Here is a 12095-nt window from a genome sequence, read left to right on the forward strand (position 1 = left end):
ATGGCAATTGTCAAGGTCGGACAGATAAAAACGAGTCTGAATAAAGCTATTGCCTACATCACCAGAGATGACAAAACACAAGACAAATACTACGTGACCGTTTCCTGGTTATTCCACGATGACCCCGATATTCGGAATCCAAGCAATCTTGCCGAGGCGATGATGACGGACGATAAAAACAGCATGGCAGGCGTGAAGAAGAACACGACCTTAGCTCGTCACGTGATCCAATCCTTTGACCCCAAAGACGATGTTGACCCGGTCACGGCGCATGGGTTAGGAATGGAATTCGCCAACAGAATCACGGACAATGGAGCCTACAAGTATGTGATTGCTACACACATTGATAGGAACCATATCCATAATCACATCATCATCTGTAATACGAATGGCAAGACGCATTACAAGATGCGCTTGGATAAGAACACACTCATGAAAAGGTGGACACCTATCAGTGATGAACTGTGCCAAGAATACGGGTTCAATGTCAGTCCACGCCACGGACAAGACATGAAGACGAGCCAGAACCCAACCTTGTGGTTGCGTAGTGGCGACTATTACGCGAGCCTTCGTGGGGAAGGGCAGAAGCAACGTATTCGTGACATGATTGACCGTGCATGCACGGAATCCAAAACCTTTACTGAGTTCAGCAATACGCTCAAAAAATATCAGGTGGAGGCGAACATTCGTGGCGCACACATCACCTATACTGACCTGGCAACGGGGAGAAAGTACCGTGATAATCGCCTCGGCATGGCCTACGATGAGAGTGCTGTGATGATGAAACTGAACCATCAAGCCTTGAAGCATATCAGTGTCAATCGGAAACTCATAGACTACGAAGACCCCGAAAAAATCCGCATCATCATCCCGCACACCAAGGGCAACAAACGTATCACTGTGCCAAAAACCATGGCGACAAGAACCGGTACGACTATCCGTATCTATTTCGGACAGGACACCGGGATTCCTGTCTCCGACCGGCAGGGGAAGGGCATGGGAAAAATGAGTATGCGTGACTTGTACGCGGCATTCGGACAGCCTGCGCAAACCTGGAATGACCTTAAAGACGTGCGACGCCATATGCCACGGATCGAATTGCATGGAAACGCGAAACAGAACGGATGGATGAGAAATCAGATGCGTATGGCAGGTGAGATTTCCAGGCAAGCAACAGCGCTATCCCTGATCGCACGCAATGGTGGAAGTGCGAATAACGTGATACAGGAATTGACCGGTACGCTCCAACAGGCTGATGAAACACTGACCAGTTTGATGATTGCGCGCCAAGACGTTATCAGCAGGATCGCGTTGGATGAGGATAACGAAGATAGTGAAATACAACTCTTTGAAATCGATGAGCACATGGACAGACTGGAAGACACCATCAGCACACTCCGGACACGGATTCAAGCCGTCGACGAGTCAATACGTGAACACGATCAGAGGCAAAGACCGGGATTCTCCCGCTAAAAATCCGTGTCCATAAGCAGATGTCTTATGACCCTAAAATCATGAAAAAACGAGGACGATAAAAGGTAAAAGAGAACCAAGGAAATTAACGCTAAGGAGTCACAAATGCCATTGGAGGAACAAACGACCCAGGCCATCAAGGAAGGAACCGAGGCCGTGGCACGCGTAGCAGTAAGACTGACGGCCCATGGTGCCCAGGCATTTATCCAAGCAGTTTTTGGAATCTCGAAAGCAGCGGTCCATAAGACCCATCAGGCAATCAAGAAGCATCAGACGACAGGAAAGATGAGCCTGAAAAACCTGAATCGGAAAACAGGCGGAGCCACCGCACGCCTTGATTTTGACTTCGAGCAAGGCAATAAACTCGCAGCTGAGCTGGAAAAGAGCGGGATTGATTTTCATATCAGCCAGAACAAGAAAAACGGTACGGCTCTTGTTGATTTCCCGCTGCAAGCATCGCAATTTGTGCAAGATACACTCTCGCGCATACACCCGACCATGAGCGCGGACGACATCAACCAAACGATCGCCGACGCTCAAGAAACAGTCAGGGAACTGAATGATCCTGATATGGAAAAGGTCGATGAACAGTCCCTTGCCCGCGAAGAGGTTGAGCTGAAAGAAGCAGGAATCCCCGTAGAAGTGGAGAGTGCAACCGTGTCGGTCGAACGGCCGGATTACTGGCACGCAACTCCCGCCACCTCGCGGCAGAAAGAGCTTATCGGTGAGCAAGTAGCCCAAGGATTCATCCCAGAAAAAGAGGCGCGGGAATTCCTCCAAGGCGAGCCGACCATCAGCCAAGCGAACGAGTTTTTGAATCAGCATCCACAGACGGTAGACCATCTCGACCTGTACGGCCAAGACAACATTAACCAGGTCAAAGCCCGGAAGAAAGGGCACAAGCTCACGAAAAAAGACGTGCAAAAAGCGGTAAAGAAAGGCGCCCAGGCCCGCTCGCAAGCACGCCGCACAACCGGCAACGCACAACGCCACACCATGAAGAAACCCGCAACAATAAAAAAGTAACAGCGAAAGGAGCAGTGCGTGATGCAAGCGCATGTCGGTGACATGGTATGGTGTGACGGCAAAATCGTGACGGTGCCGACCAAATACACTCCAGATGATTCGACAGTCGTCTATTATCTCACTCTTGCATGCCATGACGAGCGGGGAAATACAACATATGTGGATGCAAAAGCCGTCAAAAAGACAGCCCAATGGGTCAGCTTCCAGGAATGGGTGAAAGGTCAAGATGTCATCATCAAAGGCGTCGTAACCGGCCCAGAAACCGTCGGCCTCGACGGTAGAAGCGAAAACATGAAAATTCGTATCCTGAACATGGCCACCCACACCAGCAGACAAGCGGGACAGGCATGAGCATCACCATCGCAGACAGCCTGGCCAACCCGCATATCGTATGTATGGGCGAGCATCATGTGCAGCCTGAGGAGCCAAGCCATGCTCTCATCCACAGTCAGCTCAGGGACGAGACCCCCATAGTCGATGACGCCGCACAAGAGGATGCACATGAACCCTACGCTCCAGGAGTGCGCGGCAAATTCCAACCGCCAGAAGGGCAATGGACGAAAACAAGTCTCATCGAGAAAATCAAACATGAGGCGCAGCGGCGCCAACGTGCGAAAACTCCGCCACTACCCTCCATGAATCCATGGGCGGACTTGGCCACCGTGATGACGGACGACGATCAAGGAGGCACTAATGACATCGAATAAGAAAATGAGCCCCATCATATGGCTCATCCTTACTCTCATGGGCTTTTATGCGGGCAATATCGTCAGCAGGCCAGTACGCGTATCCTACATAGCGTCCCACGATGCCCTAGCCGCGATAAATGCAAGCTTGGATGCGTATAAAAACCCGGTCCCCAGTATGAACCGTATAGACCTCATCGCAGGCGCCGCCATAGCAGCCATTGTGCTCCTGGCTTTGCTCTACCACTACAGCGGGCAACACGTCACAAGAGACGGTGAGGAACACGGCAGCGCCGCTTGGGCAAGCAGCACGGACATGCGACCCTACAGTGACAAGAACCCGGGTAACACACTCCTCATGACCCACAGTGAAGCCCTCGCCCTGGATACATATAAGACGAGGCGTAACCTCAACGTCCTGGTCACCGGGGCATCGGGTTCGGGCAAGACGCGCGGCTATGTCCTACCAAACATGACCAACATGGCCACCCATCACACTCCAATCAGTCTTGCCATCACTGATACGAAAGGCGAAATCCATCACCAAACGGCCGAAAAGATGCGTAAGGCTGGGTGGCGGATTAAAACCTTTAACCTCATCGACATGGCCACCTCAGACCACTTCAACCCGCTGAACTATATGAATCCTGATGATCCAGAAGGAAGCCTCATAAGGCTTGCTGATAACATCATCACCAACACAGGAGCGAACACCAAAAACTATGGCGACTTCTGGGATAAAGCGTCCAAAAGCCTGCTGACCAGCCTGCTTGCCTACACGTATTTTGCGGAGGATCCGGAAACGCGCAACATGAACACCGTCATGAATATGCTCAGCCAGATGAGCGCAAGTGAATCCGACCCTGACCAAGCGAGCCCTATCGATGACCTTATGGCGGAAACGCGCGCCTTCATCGAGGACGCTGAGAAATCCGCGGATGATTATGACGGGGAAAGCCTTGCCATGCTTGAAGGCCTCGACTTCGCTTGCAGCCAATACCGAACCTACGAGCAAGGCCCCGCAGAAACCCGCGCCTCCATTATCACGACACTTGCGAACCAAACAGCAGGACTGCACGCGAGGCGTATTAAAACCATCCTGGATAATGACACCATGCAGCTCGACCAGGTAGGGGACAAGCCCACCGTCATCTACATTATTATCAGTGACACGAACCAGACATTCACGTATCTGGCATCCATCTTCTATCAATGCTTGTTCGAAACCACCATGTATAAAGCAGACCACAATGCGAGCGGCGCATTAACCATTCCGTTGCATTGCATGCTGGATGAGTTTGCCAACATTGGCAAGATACCAGGATTCCCGATCCTTATCTCCACCATGCGCAGCAGAAACATGAGCGTGTCGGTCATCCTCCAGACAATTAGCCAGATCAAGGCGCTCTACAAGGACGAGTGGGAAACCATCACCGCCAACTGCGACAGCAAGCTCTTCCTGGGCGGCAATGATGAGACAACCACGAAATGGTATAGCACAATACTGGGCAATCAAACCATTTGGACAACATCAACAACGGAGAACAAGGGAATGAACGGCTCCTACAGCATCCAGCAATCCGCACAAAAGCGAGAACTCCTCACCGCGGACGAGCTCGGACGATTGGATAATGCGATGTGCGTCTATATTTTGCGCGGTCTCAAACCGTTCTACAGTCGAAAATTAAGCTAAATCCCCTAGGGTGGGGCGAAAGGCGATGCCTTGGCAGTAATCGAGGGCCTTGCTTCTCAGGGGGACGGTATCTCAATGATACGGCCTTGCTCATCAAGGATTAAGCTATCGGGACATATCCATGACAACAGGCACGTCCCGATTCATACAATAGGTTCATGAATATCGCAGTGCTTTACGCTTATCCTAATGACAACGGATACAACCACGCTATCCTGAACTCCGTCATGCAGGGGCTGGAAGATAACCCCGCCAGACACTCAGTAACCGTGGTTGATTTGTACAAGGAGAACTTCGATCCGGTCCTGCGCTTCGATGAAAACCATCTGCGCCGCAACCTGAACATCGACCCGGATACCGAGCGGTACCGTCGGATCATTACCGACGCGGACCTGCTCGTATTCATCTACCCGATCTGGTGGTCCGGCATGCCTGCCATCCTTAAGGGCTTCATCGATCGTGTCTTCTCCAAAGGGTTCGCTTACGTGTATCGGGGAGTGTTTCCCAAGGGGTTGCTCAAGGGCAAGAAAGCATGGATTATCACCACGAACGATACTCCGGGGTTCTATGCACGCTTATTCGAGCCTGACTATGGTAAGGTCCTCCATCACCAGATTCTCAAAATCATGTGCGGCGTCACGACCATCAAACACCACCAGATGTCCTACTTACGTAGATCAACCCCACGCAAGCGCACACGATTCCTCGCCAAGGTACAAAAATACGCAAGCAAATTGTAGCCAAACCGACCACACCAGAATCGAGGGCCTCGCTTCTCAGGGAGACGATAGCGTCGCATCACCAGCTCGTTCATCCTGAATCTGAGAGCCGTCTTCCACCTCTCCGAGGTGAGGTGTATCCGCTACGTCGCTGATTGAAGAAGACAGGGACAGAGGTGCTTGGCGGGATGGACAGAAAAGAATCCCCTCATTTATTATAGTGCCACACTTGGTATACTGGATGGCAACCATTTAATTACTAAAACTTCCCACATGAAAAATCCAGAAAACAGGAGGTAAGTGATGAAGGAAAATGAGGTCATTTTAAAAAGGCAATCCACCCGAATATTTTTCAAGAATGGTGATACGGATTTTTTCTTTAATTGGTTGTTAGGTATTGGCGAAGTTTTTGGCTTCTCTCACGGAGAACTTTATTATCTTGCCCAAAAGTTGGGAAAATCACCAAAGCCCGATGACTGGAAAAATGTCTTTTTATCACATGGGGACTATCTTGAACAAAAAGTAAGCAATTCGGATTTGAGTGGGCAAACAAAAGCACAGTATTATCTGGCACAGACCTATTCATTTCGTTCAGCAATCCAGTTTATCAATCCATTTTCTGACGAATATCTGTCTACCGTTCATCAAATGGAGAGAGCGTTTTCTGACGCAGTCCATTCGCTGGGAGCCCCAGTCGAAAAACTAACGATTGATTATCAGGATTCCTATTTACCGGGTTATTATCTTCACAGCGGCAATAATTGTCCAACCTTGATCATGGTTGGTGGCGGGGATACTTATCGCGAAGATTTATTTTACTTTGCTGGCTATCCTGGATGGAGGCGAAGTTACAATGTTTTAATGGTTGACCTTCCTGGTCAAGGGACTAACCCTGGTAGAGGGTTAACTTTTGATGTGAATGCCGCTATTCCAATTTCACTGTGCATAGACTGGTTGGAAGGCAGAAATCCCGAGCTGAATGATTTAGCCATTTATGGTGTCAGCGGAGGGGGGTATTTTACCGCACAAGCTGCCGAAGAAGATTCGAGAATTCATGCATGGATTGCGAGTACAGCCATTTATGACATTGCGGAACTCTTTAGAAAAGAATTTGGGTCAAGCTTAAAAACTCCAAGTTGGTTAATGAATGTCGTTTTAAGGTTAGCTGGAGATTTGAATGAGTCTGCGGATTTAAATCTTAAAAAATATGCTTGGCAGTTTGGCGCTTCTGATTTTAAGAGCGCTATTACTGAGGTGTTTAGCCGTGCAAAGGTTGTAGACTATCAAAAAATTCTGTGCCCTTGCTTATTCATCATGGGAGAAGGTGAAAGCGTCGAATTGCAACACCAGACCAGGACGATTTATGAAGCGCTTAAGTCTAAAAATCCGCAAACTAAACTTCAAATATTTGAGGCGGAAAGTGGTGCGGACGCCCATTGTCAAGTCAACAATTTGAGACTTGCCCATAATGCCGTTTTTGATTGGTTGGATACTTTATTTGAATGGAATCAGAAAGGGATAAATTAGGGTTGGGAAGTTTTAGTTAATTATTTCCTTGCTGCTTAATATTGCGCTGATAATCACTAGGGTTATAAATCGTGGACATCACATACCACGCGGAGTCCTTATCGTCGCGTGCAAGCTGGAAATAGATTGCGCCGGAATCCGGATACGGGTCAGAACTATTCGGTATATCATCTTTCCCATGCTCTTTACCATCATAAGAAACTACGCAGGCAATACTATTGTCATCGACTTTTGTACCGAACATATCCGTAGTGATATCGAATGGAACGCCGGTAAAGGGCGGATCACCATGGTTGATCCAGTGAGCGGTAGACTCTGGATCGACATCTGCGCTTATAAGGTTAGGAAGAAAGAATCGCTTATACAGCTCTTCCTCACGCTGACTGCCTGAACCACTAATGAGCCAGTATGCTGCTTCCACGCCTGCTTGGGTGCATGCGCGTTCCTTATCCATGCCCGGATACACGCCTTTGCCGGATTTGCGAATATCCTTTCCATGCCACAACGATTCGGGCGACTCTGGTGACTCCTGCACCGTCTTTGACGATGAGGATGTGGCCTGCTGCGAGGGGCCTGCCATATGGCTGCCGATCAGCACGCCCGCACCAATACCCAACACAAGAAGCACAATAATGGCGAGAATGCCAAAGAGAATGATGCGACCTTTTTCTGCGACTCACCCATAATGAAATTACCCCTATGTTTTAATACCAATTTGTTTGCTGACTATGCGTCCAGGCTTGAGATGGCGTACCATACCTGCCTTTAATATACTTCAATCCCCAATTGATCTGGGTTTGATAATTCGTGCGCCAATCAACACCCATAGTTGCCATCTTATTACCAGGCAGACTCTGCGGAATACCATACGCGCCACTACTCTTATTCTCAGCCTTGTAATTCCATCCGGACTCTTTATTCCACAGCTTCAGGAGTGCTTGATACTCATCATCGCCCCACCCGTACTGCTCCTTCATGGTCTTCTTCGCGTACTCTTGAGCGGTCTTCGCATCCGCGGACGCCGCACCCGTATTCCCATCATCATCGACGGGGCATCCTGCAGGCGCGTAGGACACTTCATTAGCGCCAGTGGGAGCATCATCACCCGTAGTGGTGGAAGGAGCGGACCCGGTGGAATAAATATACGCGTATCTGCCCTTCGAGGCGTCCAATGCCGCTTTTGAATACCTATCCACGATAGGGGCGCCATACGTGTTGAAAACGCCTGTACCAGATTCGGAAACCCAAATGCTGCCATCCGAATCAATCTGTTCAACTACAGCGACATGCCCGTAAGGGCCGGCAGAAGCGCCAAGGACGCCACCTGACATACTCACGATAGCGCCAAGACGTGGCGTATCTCCTGTCGGATACCCGTGCTTTTTCGCGGACGCAGCCCAGTCGACACCATTGCCCATGTGATGGTCGACATGCAAGCCCAGCATCTTCCACCGGTTAGCGACCCACCACGTGCACTGCTGAAACTGGTACGCGGAAGTATCATCCTCGAACCATGAAGGCTTGATACCTAAGGCTTGATAATCTACCGCGGTCACGCCGCGAACCTGTGTAGTTTTTAACCCCTCAAGCTTGCCACTGGTAGCGCCAAAACCACCCGACGCAACGGCATTCCCAGCATCGCATTCCGATTGGCCACTAAAGAAACTCATCAGTAAACCAATGGCGGCAATAAGCGCAACAATAATGCCGGCAAGCGGAAGAAGCGCTAAACCGATACCACTCAAGCCAGAAGCGGCCATCCGGGCGACCGCTTTAACCATTTGCATGGTAGAGCGCGCATACTTCAACTGTTTTGCGGCAAGCTGGGCACGCCTGACTGACCCATGGGCTTTCCTGAGAGCCTTTGCGCCTGAGCGGATGGTTTTCACCCCTGCGCGTGGAGCTTGGGAAACAAGACGAGATGAGGATGCAGACAGCCGAGTAAGCTCATCATCCGCACCCGACTCCATGCCATGCATAGAAGCGCCTACCGTGTTCGACACACCTTTTCCATACGCTCCAGGAGACTTCTTCAGTCCTGTGCCTACGCCCTTGAGTATGGATCGAGGAGACTCCTTCAACCCTTTTTTCAACAGGAAAACACGACGAGACACGCGGCCTCGTAATGTGATTCTTGGCCCTCCAGGAGTGCCGTACTTCGCATTGCGTACAGCAGCTTTTACGCCTTGATACGCGCGAGCCGCGCCATTACCGGTCGAACTCGCCACACTCTTAGCCGCGCCAGCACTTACCTGGGTAACCTGAGAAGCTGAAGCAGCCTGGATATACAGGCTGTCCGATGCCTGATGCCCTCCAGGCTCATACGCAGGCATTAGAGCACACCTCCCGCTTGTGGTAGGCTGTCGCCGAACTTGGTCGAATACAATTTCGCTAAAAGATTCCTTTGATTCATGCGATTATTGAAACCAAGGGAAACACCGTTCGTGTTGAGCAGACCACATCCTGCTTGCGCGGTCGTCATCAACCGCACCTGTTCATCCGACAGTTCGAGGAGATCCTGGAGCATTTCCGCATCCGTTGTCTTCTGATTCATCAGCAGAAGAAAATCCGCATTCGACAGCATCAAACGTGCTTGATCATTGCCCAAGAGCTCATCGATGTTCTGAGTGATACCGGTAACGCCCAGGCCATATTTGCGTGCCCTCTTATAAATATCCAAGAAAGTGCGAATGGAATACTCGTTATGGAAGAAACGGTGGAACTCATCCACATACAACCATGTGCGCAAACCGGTATCACGGTTTGCACGTACCAGGCTCCAAATCTGGTCGAGAATGACCATCATGCCGAACGTTTGAATCTGACCAGCCAAAGCGGACACGTCAAAAACAATGAACTGTCCGGAAAGATCAACATTCGTCAGGTGCGCGAAACCAGAAGAGGAACCAGTCGTAAACATCTCCAGCTCGGTGACGAGATCCTGTGCTTCAGGAGAAGGATTTTCCACGTCCACATACACGCGTTTGATCTGCTCCTTCAGATCCACCAAGGTTGGTTGCGTATACGATCCGGTCGAATCCAATTGAGCGCGCGTATCCCTGTACACGTTCATCGCAGCCGTATCGATCATGCTTCGTTTGAGCTGGCTTAAACCTGTCGTGCCGCCCATCAGAGCACCTAACAGATCCAAGACAACCGATACTTTGGAGCGCACGGGGTCGGTATCATCGCTACCCGTCAGATTAATATCCATCGGATTCATATGTTGCGCCGAGCCCGCAGAAACGGTGATAACCTGTCCACCCAAAGCCTGCGCCAGCGGCACATACTCATGTTCAGGATCGATGATGACTACGCGATCGGCAGAATTCAATACACGCTGCGCAATCTCGGCCTTAGCGGACTGACTTTTACCTGAGCCGGTCGTTCCCAGGATGAACCCGTTGGAATTCATATGCTCGCTGCGATTCACGATTACGGGGTTGCCACTGCGTTCGTTGATCCCATAAAACTGGCCATGAGACTCCATGATTTCCTGAGCGGTGAAAGGGATGAGAATCGACGCACTATCCGTTGTTAATGCTCGCCTCATCGGCAGTCTATCGACGCCCAATGGCAGCATGGCGTTCAGGGCTTCAGGCATCATGTAACGTGTCACGCTCATCTTGCATGATAAACGACGTGCGACACGTTCCACTTCCAGAAGCGTTTGCTTGAGCTCATCCTCACTATCAGCGCTCATGCTCACCAAAACAAGCGTGTCCAGTATACGCTGGTTCGACGTACGAAGCTGATCAAGCAACGTAGTCATTTCATCCACACGCTCGGTAATAGAATCAGGCACGCTCTCCGCGCCCAATCCTTGCTTAGCGAGCTTTTGAACGCTCCTGTCATATTCGCCCTTGACACCTGCCTGCTTCGTCTTGACCTTTTCCAAGCCGGACGCGCGATCCCATGGCGCGATATGCACATTGACCACTATCGGAGCAGTAATATCAGCCAGATCGGAGATAAGGGTATCCGTTAACTGTGCCGGCCATGCCTCCAACCACACATGGGTCATGAACGTCTCACTTTGAGACGATAGAGTAATCTGATCTTTATTCCTGAAATCCATACTCCATGGAGTGACGAAATCCTTCGCCCGCATATTCTTCGGCGCTTGCTCGAAGAGCTCCTCGCTAAAGGTAAAAGGCTCATCCGGTTGCAGCATCGAGCTCAAGACACGAAGGCGCTCACCGCGATCAAGACGATGTGCCGTGCAGCCACTCATGGAAGCAAGCTGCGTCTTCAACCCTGACAAGAGACGATTGAGCCTGACGACTGCCTTGTCCTGGTCAAGCTCCTTGACGCTCACGGTAATATACTTGTCCGTCACCGTGCTCGACGCCAGGCCTTTGAGCTGGTCAGCAGCGAGCTCATTAAACGACTGACGATACGAATCCAAACCATCACGACCCTCAGCATCCATGTACACGCCACGCGTGACGCTACGCCCGTTGAGCATACGATTCGCACTCGTCACCTGAATACGCGTATTCTCATCAAACATGTTCAACGTACTCATCCATGCGTTCAAGATCTTCTTCTGCGTATCTACAGAGGCAAGCTGATAATTGACATCACTAATCAGTGCCGTAGCGCTCCACCAGCCAGCCCCAACATAGGCGATGCCATCCTTACGGATACCATGCAGAAACACCATGGATGCCGCAGTCAAAGCTTCCTTCTTTGCCTTCTGCACATGCCCCTGATCTACATGAGACCCACGATTCCTACCCAATCCAAACATTGAAAACTCCTTAAGAACTATATTTTTTAACCATTAACTGATGAACGTTTAAGCGTCCTGGACGGTAGGCGCCATTTCGACGTGCTCGTTGACGATCTTGAGTTCGCGCCGCGTGGCATACCTGTCATGAGGGATCTCTCCCTCACGGATAAGAGGCTTACGCGTCAACACGATGCGCCACTGCCAATACCGGACAAGAAAATCCTCTACAGGCAGTC

General features: G+C 50.5%; 10 protein-coding genes. 7 read left to right on the top strand and 3 right to left on the bottom strand.

Annotated features, from left to right (window positions below; translation table 11 throughout):
• From GT495_RS06845 to GT495_RS06870, 7 genes are all read left to right on the top strand, one after another.
• Window positions 1-1473, top strand: a complete 1473-nt coding sequence (locus GT495_RS06845; RefSeq protein ID WP_080821959.1) for a relaxase/mobilization nuclease domain-containing protein — start codon at window positions 1-3, stop codon at window positions 1471-1473.
• Between the two features lie 105 nt (window positions 1474-1578).
• On the top strand, window positions 1579-2499 hold the full coding sequence (locus GT495_RS06850; protein ID WP_204986896.1) for a DUF3801 domain-containing protein: 921 nt from the start codon (window positions 1579-1581) through the stop codon (window positions 2497-2499).
• Window positions 2500-2517: 18 nt separating this feature from the next.
• The gene (locus tag GT495_RS06855) at window positions 2518-2850 is read left to right on the top strand and encodes a hypothetical protein (RefSeq protein ID WP_204986897.1); all 333 of its coding nucleotides are present in this window, start codon (window positions 2518-2520) and stop codon (window positions 2848-2850) included.
• On the top strand, window positions 2847-3206 hold the full coding sequence (locus GT495_RS10670; RefSeq protein WP_080821961.1) for a hypothetical protein: 360 nt from the start codon (window positions 2847-2849) through the stop codon (window positions 3204-3206). Before GT495_RS06855 ends, GT495_RS10670 begins: the two co-directional genes overlap by 4 nt.
• Entirely contained in the window at window positions 3193-4878 is a 1686-nt protein-coding gene (locus GT495_RS06860; RefSeq protein WP_080821962.1) for a VirD4-like conjugal transfer protein, CD1115 family, read from the top strand. Before GT495_RS10670 ends, GT495_RS06860 begins: the two co-directional genes overlap by 14 nt.
• 158 nt (window positions 4879-5036) lie before the next feature.
• Window positions 5037-5618: an NAD(P)H-dependent oxidoreductase gene (locus GT495_RS06865; protein ID WP_080821963.1), complete on the top strand. Its 582-nt coding sequence runs from the start codon at window positions 5037-5039 to the stop codon at window positions 5616-5618.
• A 282-nt stretch (window positions 5619-5900) separates the two neighbouring features.
• On the top strand, window positions 5901-7124 hold the full coding sequence (locus tag GT495_RS06870) for a S9 family peptidase (RefSeq protein ID WP_080821964.1): 1224 nt from the start codon (window positions 5901-5903) through the stop codon (window positions 7122-7124).
• Between the two features lie 16 nt (window positions 7125-7140).
• Here GT495_RS06870 and GT495_RS06875 read toward each other — a convergent pair whose 3' ends face one another.
• The 3 genes from GT495_RS06875 to GT495_RS06885 all read right to left on the bottom strand — a co-directional run bounded on the left by GT495_RS06875 (window position 7141) and on the right by GT495_RS06885 (window position 11877).
• Entirely contained in the window at window positions 7141-7722 is a 582-nt protein-coding gene (locus GT495_RS06875; protein WP_204986898.1) for a hypothetical protein, read from the bottom strand.
• A gap of 106 nt (window positions 7723-7828) precedes the next feature.
• A complete protein-coding gene (locus GT495_RS06880) occupies window positions 7829-9457 on the bottom strand; it encodes a CHAP domain-containing protein (RefSeq protein ID WP_080821966.1) in 1629 nt (542 codons plus the stop codon).
• Window positions 9457-11877 carry a VirB4-like conjugal transfer ATPase, CD1110 family gene (locus GT495_RS06885; RefSeq protein WP_080821967.1) on the bottom strand — a complete coding sequence of 807 codons (2421 nt, stop codon included), beginning with the start codon at window positions 11875-11877 and terminating at the stop codon, window positions 9457-9459. The genes GT495_RS06880 and GT495_RS06885 overlap by 1 nt, the downstream gene beginning before the upstream one ends.
• Window positions 11878-12095 lie beyond the last annotated feature (218 nt).

Origin of the sequence: Collinsella sp. BIOML-A6 (assembly GCF_009875845.1) — a bacterium.
GTDB classification, from domain to species: Bacteria; Actinomycetota; Coriobacteriia; order Coriobacteriales; family Coriobacteriaceae; genus Collinsella; species Collinsella aerofaciens_H.

Bases quoted from the DNA above. Each gene is read 5' to 3' on its own strand.
- GT495_RS06870 (WP_080821964.1), top strand. From the start codon at position 5,901: ATGAAGGAAAATGAGGTCATTTTAAAAAGGCAATCCACCCGAATATTT.
- GT495_RS06845 (WP_080821959.1), top strand. From the start codon at position 1: ATGGCAATTGTCAAGGTCGGACAGATAAAAACGAGTCTGAATAAAGCT.
- GT495_RS10670 (WP_080821961.1), top strand. From the start codon at position 2,847: ATGAGCATCACCATCGCAGACAGCCTGGCCAACCCGCATATCGTATGT.
- GT495_RS06850 (WP_204986896.1), top strand. From the start codon at position 1,579: ATGCCATTGGAGGAACAAACGACCCAGGCCATCAAGGAAGGAACCGAG.
- GT495_RS06885 (WP_080821967.1), bottom strand. From the start codon at position 11,877: ATGTTTGGATTGGGTAGGAATCGTGGGTCTCATGTAGATCAGGGGCAT.
- GT495_RS06865 (WP_080821963.1), top strand. From the start codon at position 5,037: ATGAATATCGCAGTGCTTTACGCTTATCCTAATGACAACGGATACAAC.
- GT495_RS06880 (WP_080821966.1), bottom strand. From the start codon at position 9,457: ATGCCTGCGTATGAGCCTGGAGGGCATCAGGCATCGGACAGCCTGTAT.
- GT495_RS06860 (WP_080821962.1), top strand. From the start codon at position 3,193: ATGACATCGAATAAGAAAATGAGCCCCATCATATGGCTCATCCTTACT.